The organism is Streptomyces sp. NPDC003327, from assembly GCF_053589515.1.
Genome location: NZ_JBSFSA010000007.1, coordinates 1 through 14,660, shown reverse-complemented (window position 1 = coordinate 14,660; position 14,660 = coordinate 1). Strand labels below are relative to the sequence as shown.

Below are 14,660 nucleotides of genomic sequence, written 5' to 3'. Positions count from 1 at the left end.
GCTCCCTGGACGTCAGCTCTTCCGGTCACGACGGGAGTCGGACCCGTCGTCCTCCTCGCCCTCGTCGTCCTCGTCGTCCTCGTACGGTTCCTCGGCCCCGTCCTCGTCCGCCTCGTCGTCGTACCCGCCTTCCGGCTCGTCGTCGTACGCGTCGTCGTCGTACGCGTCGTCGTCCGCGTACCGGGCGTCGGAGTCCTCGTCCCCGTCCTGCTCGTCCCCGTCCTCCTCCTGCTCGTCCTGCTGCTCTCCCCGCTCGTCCCGTTGCTCTCCGTGCTCGTCCTGCGCACGGGGCCGGCCCTCGTCGGCCGCCCCGTCCTCCTCCTCGTCCGACTCGGACACGACCTCGCCCTTGCGGATCTCGCCGCGCCAGCCGTCCGTCGCCCCGCCCTGCATCATGACGAACCTGCGGAACGCCTTGAGGTCGAGCCGCACGCGGCGCCCCTGCGCCCGCACGAGGTTTCCCGCCTTCTCCGTCATGCCCTTGGGGAAGTACTCCATGACGAGCAGGACCTTCGTCAGGTTCTCGCCGATCTCGTGGAAGGTGACCACGCCCCGGGTGGTGCCCTTCGCCCCTTCGGACGTCCAGGCGATGCGCTGGTCGGGTATCTGCTCGGTGATGGTGCCCTTGAAGGAACGGGTCGCCTTCGCGACCTTCACCTCCCACTGGGTCGTGGTGTCGTCCACCTGGTCGACGTTCACCACGCCCTTGGCGAACCGGTCGAACTCCTGGAACTGCGTCCACTGGTTGTACGCCTCGCGCACCGGCACACCGATGTCGATGTCCTCGATCACGGTCATGCTCTTGCGGCCCCCGCCCGAGCCGGAGGGACGGCCCCCCTCGGTCGCCTTGTCGGTCACCTTGTCCGTGACCGTCTTCGCCGTGTCGACGAGGGCGTCCTTGGCATGGCCCGCGGTCCCCGCGACCTGCGTGGCGGCCGCCGCCAGTGCCGCCTTGCCCGGAGCCTTGTCGCCCAGCAAACGGCTCACGCCGTGCACCAGGGCTCCGGGGCCGATGTGCGCCGCGCCCAGTTTCTCCGCCGCGTCGCCCATCCGGTGGCCGACACCGGTCAGCACCTTCTGGAGGCGGGCTTCGAGGTACGTCTGGAACTCCTCGGCCAGCCGGTTCGCGCCGGGGTTCGCCGCCAACCGCTCACGCACACCGGCGCCGGGGGTCCCTTCCTTCGCAGACCGTGCGTCAGTCATCGTCCGGCCTCCTCGAACTCCTCGAACCCCGCGCGCTCTTCGAACCCGCCGAACCCGCCGAACCCGCCGAACTCGTCGAACGGCTCGACGTGCGCCGCTTCGCCGAGGTCTCGGACTTCTTCGGTGCGGGCTTCGGACGGGGCGCCTCCGCCTCGGGCTTCTCGGACCCGGACTCCTCGTCGGCGTCCGCGCCGGTGTCCCGGCCGTCATCCGTGTCCTCGCGGCGGTCCTCGTCGCGATCCTCGTCGCGTTCCCGGCCGTCATCCGTGTCCTCGCGGCGGTCCTCGCCGCGCGCGTCCTGCTCCGCGTCCTGCTGCCCGCTCTCCCGGAGCCCCATCGTCCGCTGGTGCAGGGCGTCCGCGAGGTGCTCGGCCTTGGCGTTGATCACCGTGGTCGCGGCGGCCTTGCCGGCGTTGGTGAGCTCGCCGCGCACCTGCTCGTTGACGTTGCTCAGCAGGGGCGAGTTCGCGAGGGACCGCGCGAGCTGCGCCGGCTTCACCCGGGATCCGGCGAGCATCATGGCCAGCCCGACCGCGAGTTTCGCCTTCTTGGTGCGACCCAGCAGATACCCGCCGACCAGGGCGGTACCGATCCTGGCGTTGTTCATCATGCCGCTTCTCTCCTTGCCCGCCGACCGGCTCCCGCCTCCTCGCGTGAGGGGCAGAGGGGAGGCGCCCGCCGCTCACCTTCCACCGAACCCCGCTCTGCCGAGCTGGTACGCCTTGATCTCCTCCAGGCGCCGCAGCAGCGCCTGTTCGCGGTCCTCGAACTCCTCGTCGTCGATCTCGCCCGCTTCCCGCGCCCGTTCCAGCCTGATCAGCTGCTCCTGGACGGGACCGGGGTCGTAGTACTCCTGTTCAGCGGCCCGCACCACCTTGTCCAGCACCCATCCGATTCCTCGGAGGGGAGCGACGGGCAGTGCGGCGATCTCGAACACCAAACCCATGGGGCGCCTCCTCCCGGGAGCGCGGCGGGACGTCGACTCAGGCGAAGCTGTAGGGAGGCAGGGGGCCGCGGATCCTGATCTCGACTCCGTCGGACCGGCCCTCGGCCAGCTCCTCGACAGCCCGGTTGAACGCCTCGGCGTGCTCGTCGTCGACGAGGAACGAGACGTTCACGAAGTACTGCTGGGACGGCTCCGCCATGCGCTCGGCCCGTACGTGGGGCCGGAGTGCCGCGAGCACGGATTCGGCCAGCGCCTCCTGCCGCGCCTGGACCTCCTCGCTCACGCGCTGACCGAGTTGGAGCCGGTCCTCGTACGTGCCGCCGCCGTCCCGCGTCACGGCGTTCAGGTCCCGGATGTCCTCGGACTCCTCGACGATCTGCCGCAGCATGACCTCTTCGTCCAGCAGGCCCTTGACGTTGAACTCGGCGCGGCCGGCGAGCTCTTCCAGGCGCTCGACGAACTGCTCCGCCTGCTGGTCGAGGAGGGCGCGTACGGCCTCCTCGTCCTGTGCGAGCGACCCGAAGCTCAGGGGCAGCGTGGCGCCGTCGGCCCACAGCCGCTCCTGCACCGCGAGGTGCCGTTCGAGGTCGCGCCTCTCCATGGCGAGTTCCTCCGGTGCCTCGCTCACCACCGCGCAGACGGTGTCACCGCGCACCGGCCGGGGGGCCGACCCCGAGTCGCCACCGACGGCGTCCAGGCCGTCCAGGCGGAGCGGGTGCGACGACTTCGTGACGGCGTAGACGTACAGAGCCATCACTGACCCCCGTCCTCCGCAGAACGCCGCGCCGCGCGCCGACCCTGGTCGTCCGAGCGCCTCTCGTCGCGGCGGGGCTGCTTCTCACGGTCCTTCTCTCCGGTGAGGGACTCCGTGAAGGCTTCGACGGCGCCGGTCAGGGCGCCCTTGCTCTTGCCCTTGGCGCCGCCCTCCATGCTCTTCTCCATGACGTCGGAGAGCTGGTTGGGGGCCTTGCGTCCGCTCTCCAGGTCGAGACGGTTGCACGCCTCGGCGAAGCGGAGATAGGTGTCGACGCTGGCCACCACGACACGTGCGTCGATCTTCGCGATCTCGATCCCGACCAGGGACACCCGCACGAACGCGTCGATCACGAGTCCCCTGTCGAGGACCAACTCCAGTACGTCGTAAAGGTTTCCCGAGCCGCCTCCACGGTCCGGCGCTCCCCCGCCGCCCGTTTGCACCACAGACACCTCGTCCTCCCTTCAGCGGAGGGGCGGTCTCGCGCTCACCCTCAGTCGCTGTCGACCTGGGAACGTGTGTATCGCCTGCCGCGTTTGTACTCCAGCAGCTGCCCGTCCGGGCCCAGGGCGACCTCGTAACTGGCCATGACGCTGGTCGTCTCCGGGATCCGCTCGACCTCCACGACCTCGACCTCGGCCGTCCAGCCCTGCTCGGTCGGCTTCAGCGAGGACACGGACTCGGGCCTCCGGCCCAGCAACGCGGTCAGTTGCTCGACGGCGGAACGCAGGGCGTCGGTGGCCGACACCCGGCCCCGCGTCTCCTCGTCCCCGGACGTTTCCTCGTCCTCGTCCTCGTACTCGCCCTCGTACTCGTCGGCCTCGTCACCGGACGCGTCTTCGTCTTCGGATTCGTCCGCGTCGTCCTCGTACTCGTCCGCCTCGTCCTCGGATGCGTCGGGAGGCGCCTCCTCGGTGGGCCTCTTCTCCCTCTCGTCACTGTTCGTGACGATTCACCGCCTTATGCGCACTGCGTCATCAAAGATCCGGCTTTCAACCGTAGCCCCGATCCTCGTCGCCCGCCACGGGAGACCCGGGGCGGGCGGGAGACCGCCGCTCAGGCGCGGAGCACGCCGTCGATGCGGGACAGTTCGTCGGGGGCGAAGTCGAGGTTCGCGAGCGCCGCCACGCTGTCCTCCAGCTGGCGCGCGCTGCTCGCGCCGACCAGGGCGGAGGTCACGCGGCCGCCGCGCAGCACCCAGGCCAGTGCGAGCTGGGCCAGGCTCTGGCCGCGCGACGCGGCGATGTCGTGCAGGGCGCGCAGGCGGGCGACCAGGTCCTCGGTGACGGCGTCGCGGTTCAGGAAGGGGCTGTCGCCCGCGGCGCGCGAGTCCTCGGGGATGCCGTCCAGGTAGCGGCCGGTGAGCAGGCCCTGCTCCAGCGGGGAGTAGGCGATGGAGCCGACCTGCAGTTCGTCGAGGGCGTCGAGGAGACCCTCGTCCTCGGGGCGCCGGTCCAGCATCGAGTAGCGCGGCTGGTGGATCAGGAGCGGGGTGCCCAGCTCGCCGAGGATGCGGGCGGCCTCGCGGGTCTGCTCCGCGGAGTAGTTGGAGACGCCGACGTACAGCGCCTTGCCCTGCTGGACCGCGGAGTGCAGGGCGCCCATGGTCTCCTCCAGGGGTGTCTCCGGGTCGAAGCGGTGGGAGTAGAAGATGTCGACGTGGTCGAGGCCCAGCCGCTTCAGGCTCTGGTCGAGCGAGGACAGCAGGTACTTGCGCGAGCCCCATTCGCCGTACGGGCCGGGCCACATCAGGTAGCCGGCCTTGGTGGAGACGACCAGTTCGTCGCGGTAGGACGCGAAGTCGGTCCTGAGGAAGTCGCCGAGGGCGGACTCGGCGGCGCCGGGCGGCGGGCCGTAGTTGTTGGCCAGGTCGAAGTGGGTGATCCCGAGGTCGAAGGCGCGGCGCAGGATGGCGCGCTGGGTCTCGGCCGGGCGGTCCGGGCCGAAGTTGTGCCACAGTCCCAGCGACACCGCGGGCAGCTTCAGACCGCTGCGTCCGGAGCGCCGGTAGGGCATGGCGGCGTAGCGGTCGGGGTGTGCCGTGTACAAGGCGTCTCCAGGCGAGGGGGGCGGGGCGGGCGGAAACCCGGCGGTCGGACGGAGCCCCATGACGGGGCGGGAGCCCGGTGATCGGCCGGGTGGCCGGCGGTCGGGCGTTCCCAATCTCTCCGGACGCGCCTCCATCCGTCCAACAGAAGAATCCGATGGGATTCAGCGCTTAGTCTTCTCAATCATGGAACTGCGCCACCTCCAGCACTTCGTCGCCGTCGCCGAGGACCGGCACTTCACCCGGGCCGCCGAACGGCTCATGGTCTCCCAGTCCGGCCTGTCCGCGTCGATCCGCGCGCTGGAGCGCGAGCTGCGGGCGCCGCTGTTCGTACGGACGACCCGGCGGGTGACGCTGACGGAGGCGGGTCGCGCGCTGCTGGCCGAGGCGGAGCGGATCCTCGCGCAGGTGCGGGCGGCGCACGAGGCGGTGGCCGCGGTGCAGGGGGTGCTGCGCGGCACGCTCGCGCTGGGCACCGAGCAGTGCATCGCGGGGGTGCGCACGGCGGCGCTGCTCGCCGCGTTCCGGCGGCGGCACCAGGACGTGGAGATCCGGCTGCGGCAGTCGGGTTCGCTGGACCTCGCCGACGAGGTCGCTTCGGGGCGGCTCGACCTGGCCTTCGCCTATCGGACCCGGGCGGACCACGAGCTGTTGCGGTCGGTGCCGCTGGCGGCCGAGCCGATGACCCTGCTGGTCCACCCCGGGCACCCGCTCGCGGCGGCCGGCCCCGCCCTGGCGCCGGAGGATCTCGCGGGGGAGGTCTTCGTCGACTTCCACCCGGACTGGGGGCCGCGGCGCGCCACGGACGCCGCGTTCGAGACGGCGGGCGTGCACAGGACGGTCGCCCTGGAGGTCAACGACGTGCACAGCCTGCTCGACCTGGTCGACGAGAACCTCGGCGTCGCCGCCGTCCCCGGGCACTTCCGCCACAAGCGCGCGTCCCTGCGCGCGATCCCGCTCAAGGGCGTCGGCGAGACGGTCTACGAGACGGTGGCGCTGCTGCCGTCCCCGCAGGCCACCAGCCCGGCCGCCCGCGCGCTGATGGAGCTGCTGCGGACGGAGGCCGACACCCCCTGACGCCTCCCGCCGGCTCACCCGGGCCCTGAGCCCGTAGGAGGCGGGGGCTGCGGGGACGGGGGCGGCGGAGGCGGGCTCATCGCCCAGCGGATGCCGCGAGTCGCCAGCCGTCCGCCCGCGCGCGCCACCGCCCGCGCCGGGCGGGGCAGTGCGGGAAGGCCCAGCTGCCCCCGCGCCCACGGCGGCAGCAGCTCCACCGCGCCCGCCGCGAGGAGGACGTACGGCGCCCTCGCCTGCCAGGGGATCGGAGGGCGCAGCAGCAGGAACCGGGCGGTGTCCCGCGCTTCCCGGGTCCCTTCGAGTTCGTCGCGGTACGCGTCGAGCCGGCGTGCCAGCTCGGCCAGGGTGCGGGGCGGACGCTCCACGCCGAGCTCCTCGGCGATCCGGGCCGCGTCGGCGACGTAGCCGTCGTAGCCCGCGCGGTCGAGCGGGGCCACCCCGTAACGGCGGTGCGCGCGCAGGAAGCTGTCGACCTCGGCCACGTGCACCCAGGCGAGGAGGTGCGGATCCGACGCGCGGTACGCCCGCCCGTCCGGCGTCGTCCCCGCCACCGTCCCGTGGACCGCCCGGACGCGCTCCACGGCCCGCCGGGCGTCGTCCGCGGTGCCGAACGTCGTGACCGCGAGGAAGGTACTGGTCCGCTGCAGCCGCCCCCACGGGTCGCCCCGGAACCCCGAGTGCGCCGCGACCGCCGCCATGGCCAGCGGGTGCAGGGACTGGAGGAGCAGCGCCGTCAGGCCGCCGACGAACATCGCGGCGTCGCCGTGGACCGTACGGATCGGGCGCTCGGGGCCGAACCAGCGGGGCCCGGGCGTCTCGTGGATGCGGGCGCGCGTCTGCGGGCCCGAGGGGCCGGCGACGCGCCGGAACAGCTCGCTGCCGAGCCGTGCCCTCAGGTCGTCCACGGTGGGAGGCGGCCATCCCATGCGGCCCAGTATGCGCCCGGCGGCCCGGCGCCCAGAACGCCGTCGGCGGCCCGCTGCTCCGGGGCCGGGGCGAGCGCCCGGGCAGTGACGTCCCCGGCACCGTCGTCACGCCAGGGGCGCCGGGTAGGGTCCCTCCCTGTGACCGTCGCCCGCTCCGTCGCCCTGTTCGCCGTCGCCGCCCTCTTCGAGATCGGCGGCGCCTGGCTGGTCTGGCAGGGCGTCAGGGAGCACCGGGGCTGGGCGTGGATCGGGGCCGGTGTCGTCGCGCTCGGTCTGTACGGGCTGGTGGCGACGTTCCAGTCCGACGAGAACTTCGGCCGCGTCCTCGCCGCGTACGGCGGGGTCTTCGTCGCCGGGTCCCTCGCCTGGGGCATGGCGGCCGACGGTTACCGCCCCGACCGCTTCGACGTGATCGGCGCCCTGGTCTGCCTCGCGGGCATGGCAGTGATCATGTACGCGCCCCGGGGCCAGTGAGGGTGAGCGTTGACGCGCCGGCCCCTCAGGCGAGGTCGGCGCTGCCGCGGTCGATGGCGACGTGGAAGACGTCCCGGGTGCCGGTCATGTCCAGGAGGCGCCGCACCTGGCGGGTGAGCGGTCCGACGAGGACGAGCCGTCCGGGGGCGTAGTGCGCCCGCACCAGCTCGTCGAGGAACGAGGAGTCGCCGAAGGTCACCTGGGACACGTCCAGCAGGACCCGTTCGGCACGGGCGTGGCGCGCGTCGGAGAGGGCCTCGTGGAGACAGACCACCGTCTCGCTGTCGAACTCGCCGCTCGCGCAGAGCAGCCACGTCGCCGCCAGGGCCGTACGCTCCCGGCGGACGAGGGCGCTTCCCGTGGGGGCGCGGTAGGCGCGTCGGCCCTCGGAGAGGAAGACGTGGGGGACCCCGCCCTCCCAGGCCGGCTCCCCCTGGCTCCGGGAATGCGTCACGTCGATACGCCTCGATCCCGCTGCCGGAACGGCCCGTGCTCGCGCCGCGGTCTCTGACCAGTATGCGCCCGCCCCCGGCCCCTGTCAGCGCCCGTCACCAGCCCCCGTCAAGCGCCCGTCGCCACCCCGTCGGGGCCGGTCACCGGCCCCTTCTGTTTCAGTGACGGGTGTCGACGTGGACGTGGATGGTCTTGCCGCCGGGGTCCCGGCTGATGGTGAGGTCGTGCGTGAGGCGGACGACGAGTCCCCAGCCGAAGCCGCCCCTCTCCCCCGTCCGGTCCGGGCTCCTGGGCACCGGCCCGTCGACGGCCGGGTCGGTGACGCCGATGTCGATGTCGTCCTGGGCGAGCGTGAGGTCGAGGTCGCAGGTTCCGCCGGCGTGCCGTACGGCGTTGGTCACCAGCTCGCTGACCACCAGCAGGGTGTCGTCCTCCGCCGTCCGGTCCACGCACCAGCCCGCCAGGAGCGCCTCGTCGACGAGGCGGTGGACCTCTTCCCGCGCCCGCGCCGGGGCACCGGGTCCGCTGAGCCGGCAGTGCCGCCGCACGGTGAGGTTCATCGCGCCGCCTCCTTCGTCCGCGCGATCGGCCGCTGACCCTGCTGCTCCCCGGGTACGGGCGTCCGATTCACGATCCGGGCGAGAATTTCTCCCGTCCGCGAGGGAGGGTCCGGCGGTAGGGTGCGCGGTGAAGACGTTGAAGATGTGACAGAAGTGTGTGACGACCCGCGTACGGAGGACACGTGACCGGCCTCGTCCGCGGAACGCCGCGGCTCGTACGCGCGATCAACGACCGCACCGCCCTGCGGCTCCTCCTGGAGCGGGGACCCCTCAGCCGTCCGGAGATCAGCAGGATCACCGGGCTCTCCAAGCCGACGGCCTCGCAGGTGCTGGCCCGGCTCGAGGAGGCGGGGCTCGTGGTCAGCCACGGGGTGCGGACCGGCATGCCCGGCCGGGTCCCGGAGATCTACCGGGTCAATCCGGCCGCGGGTTACGTCGCGGCCGTCGACGTCACTCCGGAGCGGATCGCCGTGCGGACGGCGGACATCACGGGAGCGGTCGTCGGGGAGACGGAGGTGCCCGCCCCCGCCGCCGACCCCGCGGCGCCCGGTCCCGGCCCGGTCCTCGACGCGTTGCGCGCGGCGCTCGCCCGCGTCCCCACGCCCGAGCCGCCGCGCCACCTCGTCATCGGTGTGCAGGGTGCGGTCGACCCGACGACCGGACGGCTGCACTACGCCAGCGTGGAGGACATGGCCGGCTGGCTCTTCCCCGACGTGGAGCGGGTGCTCGGCGAGGGCCTCGGCCTGCCTGCGGTCCGCGTCGAGAACGACGTGAACCTCGCGGCCGTGGCCGAGCAGGCCCACGCCGCGGCGGACTCCCCCGACTTCGTCCTGCTCTGGGCCGACGAGGGCCTCGGCGCCGCACTCGTCATCGGCGGCCGTCTGCACCGGGGCACGTTCGGCGGCGCGGGCGAGGTCGGCTACCTGCCCCTGCCGGGCGCGGCCACCGCGCGGGACGCCGGGCCGTACGGACGGCACGGCTTCCAGGACCTCGCGGGCGGGGACGCCGTACGGGAACTCCTGGCCGCGCACGGCGTCCCCGGGGACGACTTCCCCACGGCCGTGGCGGAGGCGGTGAGCCTGGCCACCGAGACGGCGGGTCCCCCGGCCCACAACGCCGCGGCCGGGCTGCGGCTGGTGGCCCGGCGGCTCGCGCTCGGGCTCGCGTCCATCGTCACCGTCGTCGACCCCGGGCTCGTCGTCCTCGCGGGCCGGTTGCACGCGGCGGGCGGCGACCACCTGCGCGAGCTCGTGGAGACGGAGCTCCGCGCGCTCTCCCTCTCCCGCGCCAGGATCCGGCTGTCCGCCGTGGGCGGCGACGCGGTCCTCGACGGCGCCCTGGAGCTGGCCCTCACGGCCGTGCGCGACGAGGTCTTCGGCTCGACACTGCCTGCCGGCGCCGGCGCCGGGGACGGCTGACCACCCCGGGGAGTCCGCGGCGGCCGAACCCGCCCAGAGCCCGGCCGGGGTCAGGGCGTCCCCGGCGTGCCGACGGGCGCCGCGGGGGCCGGGCAGGCGACCGTCCCCGGCTTCACGACGAGCTTCAGCCGCGGGGTGGTCAGGAGCCCGGGGATCTGGAAGTCCTGGGCGGTGCCGGTGATGCGGTCGAACTTCGCGTAGCGCGCCTGGATGCCGAAGCGGTGCTGCGGGCTGCCGAGCGGGTTGGGGACGTACGCCCCGGCGGCGTCCTTGACCGTCCGTACGTCGGCGCCGTTGACGTTGAGGTCGACGATGCCGTCCATGTCGAGCACCCCGGTGGCGTTCTTGAGGTCGAGGACGGTGTTCTGCGTCCTGATCTCCCAGGAGCGGGGGTTGTCGTCGCCGAGCGTGAGCAGCAGCGTGTACGTGGCTCCCGCGATCTGCTGCCGCTGGCTGAGGCAGAGCCCGTTGATCACCCCGTCCGCGAAGCCCATCCGCAGCACCCGCACCGAACCGGCCGAGCCGTCGGGCCGTACGACCTCCTGGTCGACGACGGCGGCGCCGTACTGCGTCCCGTACAGGCTGCTGGTCGCGAAGTCGACGGGCCGGTCCTGGATCCGCAGGCCGACGGCGAGGGCCCCACTGGCCATGGCCCAGCCGACCCCGGCGGCGAGGAGGAGCGCGGGCCCGGCGACGCCGAGGCTGCGGCGCCAGTGCGTGCGCCCTTCCACGGGCCGCCCCTCACGTCCTTCCCCCGTACCCTCCCCGGGTCGTTCCGAAGACGTCCTCACGGCGTGGTCACCGTGATCGTGCCGGGGAGGTGGACGGGGTTGTCGGTCGAGCTGAGTTCGGCGTGGTCGTCGACCGTGCGGATGGCGTAGATGTCGCCGACGAAGTCCTCGGCCCCCGCGGTGAGGGGGATGAGGGACCCGAAGAAGTCGAGCAGGCCCTGCACCCCGCAGATCTTGACCAGGACACGGACGCAGACGTTGGTGATGGTGCCCCACATGGTGGTCGTCTCGGGCTGCCCGGCGCTGTCGTACCCGCCGAGCGACCCCTCGTCCGGCACGTCGATGGTGAGCGTGTGTCCGGCGGCCGCCCGCTGGACCACGTTCATGTGGGAACGGATCTTCAGCTTGGTGAAGGTGTACTTGGTCGTCGTGCGGGTCGTGCCGTCCGAGAGCCGGATGGTGACGTTCTTGTCGACGGTCATGGAGACGGCGACCATGCTGGCGATGGTGACGTGCAGCGGGTCGGGCGAGGGCAGGAACGGTACGCCCATCGGCTCGACCGCCGCGAGCCGCCCGCCCGCCGCGCTGCTCGGCCGGCCGGCGCCGACGGCCGTGGCCACGGCGAGGAGCAGGGCGGCCGTCACCGCGAGGACCTTGCGCCGCGCCCCCGCACGGCCCGTGGTCCGCCGCCCGGTCATCCCTCCACCGCCCTGCCGCGCGGGCGCTTCGCACCCCAGCCGACCGTCATCGAGCCGCCCAGGACCCCGAGGGCCATGCCGACCAGGAAGCCGCCGAGGTTGGAGACGACCAGCGAGACGACGGCGAGGAGCACCCCGATGAGCCCGAAGGTGTAGCGCTGGGCGGGCAGGGCCATCGGAATGAGCCCGCAGAGGATCATCCCGCCGCCCACCAGATAGCCGGCCACTCCCCCGAAGCCCGTGCTGACGATCAACTGGAGGGAACTGAGCGAGAACTTGAGCACGGTCCACCCGCCGATGACCAGCCACACCCCGCCCCAGAACGGCCGGGTGCGCCGGAACGCCCGGAACCACGCGGTCGCGGCCCTCGCCCGGCTCAGCATGTGGTGGCCGATCCCGCGACGACCCTGATCCTCAGGTCGGGCAGAACGAGCGCCCCCGCCATCTCGGCGTCGTACGCCGTCGCGTTCAGTCCGTGCAGCCTGATGGAGCTGCCGCCCTCGCCGCCCGCGGAGCCGAGTCCGAAGCCGCCGGGCAGCGCGCCCGTGAGCGGCTTTCCGGCCACGGTGACCTGGTCGGCGGACTGCCCGAGCACCGCGTTCTGGAGGGTCGTGGGACCGTACGCCTGGAGCTCGGTCGCCTGGATGTAGAGGTTCGATGCGTCGATGTCCGTGGTGAAGGCGGCGGGCGGTGCGGCGGTCACCTTCTGGCCTCCCGTCAGGAGCAGCGAGTACGGCACTCCGGCGATCGTCTGGTGGACGATGCCGCAGAGTCCGGCGAGCCCGGCGCTGGCGAAACCGACGCGCGCCATGGCGGTGTTGGTGGTGGTGCTGCCGTCCGGCCGTCCGACGGCGGGGGTGTTCACGATGGCCCCGAAGCCGGAGCCCTGGACGCCGTTGGAGGTGAGTGTGAAGGGCTGTCCGGTGACGCTGAAGTTGGCCGCGAGGGCGCCCTGCGCCAGCGCGGCGCCGAGGGCGCCGACGGCGAGGACGGCGGGGACGAGGGCGAGCGACCCTCGCCCCCAGCGGGTGCCGCGGCGGGTGCCGTCGGCCGCCTGGGCGAGCATCCGCGCGTTCCAGTGGGCGGCGGAGCGGACGCCGTCGGCGCGCACGCGCGCGAGGGTCGTGAGGACGGTGGGGGTCATGCGGATCCGCTCCCTGCGGTGAGGGGGGCGTCGACGGCCGCCGCGGTACGACGGAGGAGGCCGCGGCGCCGCTTGGCGGGCTTCTCGGGCAGCCAGGCGAAGGCCATCGAGCCGCCGAGCACGGACAGCGCCATGCCCACGAAGAGGCCGCCGAGGTTGGAGAGCGGGAAGGAGGCGACGCCCGCGATGACGGCGATCACACCGGCGGTGTGCCGCTGGCTCGGCAGCAGCAGGACGAGCAGGGCCATCGCCATGAGGACGACGCCGCCCGCCATGCCGGCGATGCCGCCGACACCGACCTGGACGATCTTGCCGAGCGGCGCCATCGGCAGGAAGAAGATCACGAAGCCGCCGAGCCCGGTCCACGCCGCCGCCCAGAAGGGGCGGGTGCGGCGCCAGCGCCGGAAGGCCGACCAACCGCGCCGCAGGGCGGAGGGTTGTCCGGCGGTCCCGGCGGTCTCGGCAGTCACGGCAGTCACGGCGGTCACGGCAGTCGCGGGGGCTTCGGTGCGTTCGTCGGGCGGCGGAGCTGTGCTCATCGTGGTCCTCGCAGCGGTGGTCGGGAGCGGGGAGGGACGGGGAGAGGGAACGGGGAGGGCGTGGGAGGGGAACGCGGAGGGAACGGCGGTGGTACGGGCCGGGGGCGCCGCGCTCCGTTGCGGGTGCCCCCCCGGCCCCGGTGGTGTCCGGTGGTGTCCGGTGCCGTGCCGTGGGCGGCCGGGTCAGCAGCCCTTGTCGCCGTGGGCGATGCCGATGGCGAGGTTCGGCAGGGTGATCGCGCCGGAGATCGTGGCGCCGTTGGCGTCGGCGTTGAGGTCCTTGATGTCGGTGCGGCCGCCGGTGGCGTCGAGACCGAACTGGCCCGGGGTGCCGTCGGTGATGCCCGTCCCCTTGATGCCCGCGCCGTCGGCGGCGGCGCCGATGACGTTCGGGGTGGTGTCACTGGCGTTGAGCGTGGCGGTGGCCGCCCTGAGGGCCTGGGCGTCCAGGACGAGCTTGTTGGCCTGGAGGCCCGCGCCGGCGACGAGTTGGTCGCTGGTGAGCGGGGTGGCGGCGGCCGGTGACGAGATGGTGAGCGACCAGGTGCCGAGGCTGCCGATCACCGGCAAGTTGACCGACTGCACCGCGTGGACGCAGATGCCGTCGAGCCCGGCCTTGGCGATGCCGACCTCGGCCGCGCCCTTCGCCCCGCCCGCGTCGACGGTGTGCATGACGGCGCCGATGCCCTGCGGGGCCGCCACGGTCTTCGAGCTGAGGGTGAAGGGGACGCTCGTCAGCGAGAGGTTGGCGGCGAGCGCGCCCTGGACCATCGCCGTGGCCATGGCGGCCACGGCGGCGGTCGCGGGCACGGCCAGGAAGGCCGATCTGCGCCAGCGGGTGACCCCTCTGGGTTCCTGCTCCATGTGATCTCCAACCGTCGTCCCGCGCACTCGGCGCGGGAGGGGATGTGAGGGAGGACAGCCGTCGTGTCCCACCCCACGGCCGCCGGGACGACCGGGAGAAGCGACTGCGGTGCGACACTGGACGACTGCTTGTTCGAGAATTGGACACTATTGGAAGATGTGTCAACACCCCGGACACTTCTTCGGACAATTCCGCTGGACTAGGCTTGGCCGATGGCACGCTTCAGGGAGACGGTCCGGACACTGCTGCGCGAGCGCCTGCTGGACGCCGCGTACGAGGCGGTCGCCGAACGCGGCTTCGACAAGCTGCGGATGGCGCACCTCGCAGCCGCCGTGGGCGTGAGCAGGCAGACCCTGTACTCGGAGTTCGCGTCGAAGGAGGCGGTCGGCGAGGCCCTGTTCCGGCGCGAGCTCGAACGCTGCCTCGTCGGCATCCAGGAGGGTTTGGACGCCCACCGGGACGACCTGCGGGCGGCCGTCGAGGCTGCCGTCTGCTTCACCCTCACGCTCGCCGGCCGCAACCCCCTGATCAGGGCCATGCTGACCAGCAGCGGCGAGGACGGGCTCCTGCCATACCTGACGACGCGCTCCACGGCCGCCTTCGACACGGCGACGGCGATGGCCGACGCGTACGTGACGGAGGCCTGGCCCGCGATCGATCCGGTCGCGCGGGAGCTGGCCGTGGACGCGGCGGTCCGGCTGACCGCCAGTCACATCGTCCAGGCCACGGCCTCGCCCGAGGACTCCGCCCGGCGCATCGCGGACACGGTGGTCCGGGTGGCCCTGAGCACGGGCCACGAGCCCCTCCCGCCGCGCACGCCGTAGG

The 14,660-nt window shown here is 73.1% G+C and carries 20 protein-coding genes; 4 read left to right on the top strand and 16 right to left on the bottom strand.

Translation table 11 applies throughout. From position 1 onward, the window contains the following. Window positions 1-12: 12 nt before the first annotated feature. The 7 genes from ACWDVG_RS08585 to mgrA all read right to left on the bottom strand — a co-directional run bounded on the left by ACWDVG_RS08585 (window position 13) and on the right by mgrA (window position 4,952). The gene (locus tag ACWDVG_RS08585; protein WP_451697472.1) at window positions 13-1,203 is read right to left on the bottom strand and encodes an SRPBCC family protein; all 1,191 of its coding nucleotides are present in this window, start codon (window positions 1,201-1,203) and stop codon (window positions 13-15) included. Continuing rightward, window positions 1,196-1,813 carry a hypothetical protein gene (locus ACWDVG_RS08580; protein ID WP_451697471.1) on the bottom strand — a complete coding sequence of 206 codons (618 nt, stop codon included), beginning with the start codon at window positions 1,811-1,813 and terminating at the stop codon, window positions 1,196-1,198. Before ACWDVG_RS08580 ends, ACWDVG_RS08585 begins: the two co-directional genes overlap by 8 nt. A gap of 72 nt (window positions 1,814-1,885) precedes the next feature. Beyond that, on the bottom strand, window positions 1,886-2,149 hold the full coding sequence (locus ACWDVG_RS08575) for a gas vesicle protein GvpG (protein WP_451697469.1): 264 nt from the start codon (window positions 2,147-2,149) through the stop codon (window positions 1,886-1,888). 37 nt (window positions 2,150-2,186) lie between these two features. Beyond that, window positions 2,187-2,903: a GvpL/GvpF family gas vesicle protein gene (locus tag ACWDVG_RS08570; RefSeq protein ID WP_451697467.1), complete on the bottom strand. Its 717-nt coding sequence runs from the start codon at window positions 2,901-2,903 to the stop codon at window positions 2,187-2,189. Next, entirely contained in the window at window positions 2,903-3,355 is a 453-nt protein-coding gene (locus tag ACWDVG_RS08565; RefSeq protein WP_451697465.1) for a gas vesicle structural protein GvpA, read from the bottom strand. The genes ACWDVG_RS08570 and ACWDVG_RS08565 overlap by 1 nt, the downstream gene beginning before the upstream one ends. 41 nt (window positions 3,356-3,396) lie before the next feature. After that, on the bottom strand, window positions 3,397-3,651 hold the full coding sequence (locus ACWDVG_RS08560; protein ID WP_451697463.1) for a gas vesicle protein GvpO: 255 nt from the start codon (window positions 3,649-3,651) through the stop codon (window positions 3,397-3,399). 308 nt (window positions 3,652-3,959) lie between these two features. Further along, entirely contained in the window at window positions 3,960-4,952 is a 993-nt protein-coding gene (mgrA, locus tag ACWDVG_RS08555; RefSeq protein ID WP_451697461.1) for an L-glyceraldehyde 3-phosphate reductase, read from the bottom strand. A gap of 184 nt (window positions 4,953-5,136) precedes the next feature. On the opposite strand from mgrA, the gene ACWDVG_RS08550 reads away from it, so the two are divergent. After that, complete coding sequence (locus tag ACWDVG_RS08550; protein ID WP_451697459.1) at window positions 5,137-6,027, top strand: LysR family transcriptional regulator; 891 nt, start codon at window positions 5,137-5,139, stop codon at window positions 6,025-6,027. A gap of 14 nt (window positions 6,028-6,041) precedes the next feature. Here the strand turns inward: ACWDVG_RS08550 and ACWDVG_RS08545 are convergent, their stop codons facing one another. Next, entirely contained in the window at window positions 6,042-6,953 is a 912-nt protein-coding gene (locus tag ACWDVG_RS08545; protein WP_451697457.1) for an oxygenase MpaB family protein, read from the bottom strand. A gap of 138 nt (window positions 6,954-7,091) precedes the next feature. Between ACWDVG_RS08545 and ACWDVG_RS08540 the strand changes: the two genes are divergently transcribed. Then, entirely contained in the window at window positions 7,092-7,427 is a 336-nt protein-coding gene (locus tag ACWDVG_RS08540) for a YnfA family protein (RefSeq protein ID WP_451697455.1), read from the top strand. Window positions 7,428-7,452: 25 nt separating this feature from the next. On the opposite strand, the gene ACWDVG_RS08535 is transcribed toward ACWDVG_RS08540, so the two are convergent. After that, a complete protein-coding gene (locus ACWDVG_RS08535) occupies window positions 7,453-7,881 on the bottom strand; it encodes an STAS domain-containing protein (protein ID WP_451697453.1) in 429 nt (142 codons plus the stop codon). 157 nt (window positions 7,882-8,038) lie between these two features. Continuing rightward, entirely contained in the window at window positions 8,039-8,440 is a 402-nt protein-coding gene (locus ACWDVG_RS08530) for an ATP-binding protein (protein ID WP_451697451.1), read from the bottom strand. A 182-nt stretch (window positions 8,441-8,622) separates the two neighbouring features. On the opposite strand from ACWDVG_RS08530, the gene ACWDVG_RS08525 reads away from it, so the two are divergent. Further along, on the top strand, window positions 8,623-9,858 hold the full coding sequence (locus tag ACWDVG_RS08525; protein ID WP_451697449.1) for an ROK family transcriptional regulator: 1,236 nt from the start codon (window positions 8,623-8,625) through the stop codon (window positions 9,856-9,858). Window positions 9,859-9,908: 50 nt separating this feature from the next. Here the strand turns inward: ACWDVG_RS08525 and ACWDVG_RS08520 are convergent, their stop codons facing one another. The 6 genes from ACWDVG_RS08520 to ACWDVG_RS08495 form a co-directional block, all read right to left on the bottom strand. Continuing rightward, window positions 9,909-10,589 carry a DUF6230 family protein gene (locus ACWDVG_RS08520; protein WP_451697447.1) on the bottom strand — a complete coding sequence of 227 codons (681 nt, stop codon included), beginning with the start codon at window positions 10,587-10,589 and terminating at the stop codon, window positions 9,909-9,911. A gap of 56 nt (window positions 10,590-10,645) precedes the next feature. Continuing rightward, window positions 10,646-11,287: a hypothetical protein gene (locus ACWDVG_RS08515; protein ID WP_451697445.1), complete on the bottom strand. Its 642-nt coding sequence runs from the start codon at window positions 11,285-11,287 to the stop codon at window positions 10,646-10,648. Beyond that, a complete protein-coding gene (locus ACWDVG_RS08510) occupies window positions 11,284-11,670 on the bottom strand; it encodes a DUF6114 domain-containing protein (RefSeq protein WP_451697443.1) in 387 nt (128 codons plus the stop codon). The genes ACWDVG_RS08515 and ACWDVG_RS08510 overlap by 4 nt, the downstream gene beginning before the upstream one ends. Further along, window positions 11,664-12,431 (bottom strand): DUF6230 family protein, encoded by a 768-nt coding sequence (locus tag ACWDVG_RS08505; RefSeq protein ID WP_451697441.1) that lies wholly within the window; start codon window positions 12,429-12,431, stop codon window positions 11,664-11,666. Before ACWDVG_RS08505 ends, ACWDVG_RS08510 begins: the two co-directional genes overlap by 7 nt. Continuing rightward, on the bottom strand, window positions 12,428-12,910 hold the full coding sequence (locus ACWDVG_RS08500) for a DUF6114 domain-containing protein (RefSeq protein WP_451697439.1): 483 nt from the start codon (window positions 12,908-12,910) through the stop codon (window positions 12,428-12,430). The genes ACWDVG_RS08505 and ACWDVG_RS08500 overlap by 4 nt, the downstream gene beginning before the upstream one ends. Before the next feature lie 243 nt (window positions 12,911-13,153). After that, complete coding sequence (locus ACWDVG_RS08495) at window positions 13,154-13,834, bottom strand: DUF6230 family protein (protein WP_451697437.1); 681 nt, start codon at window positions 13,832-13,834, stop codon at window positions 13,154-13,156. 213 nt (window positions 13,835-14,047) lie between these two features. Here ACWDVG_RS08495 and ACWDVG_RS08490 point away from each other — a divergent pair, with 213 nt between their 5' ends. Continuing rightward, window positions 14,048-14,659, top strand: a complete 612-nt coding sequence (locus ACWDVG_RS08490) for a TetR family transcriptional regulator (RefSeq protein WP_451697435.1) — start codon at window positions 14,048-14,050, stop codon at window positions 14,657-14,659. The last annotated feature ends 1 nt before the right edge of the window (window position 14,660 follow it).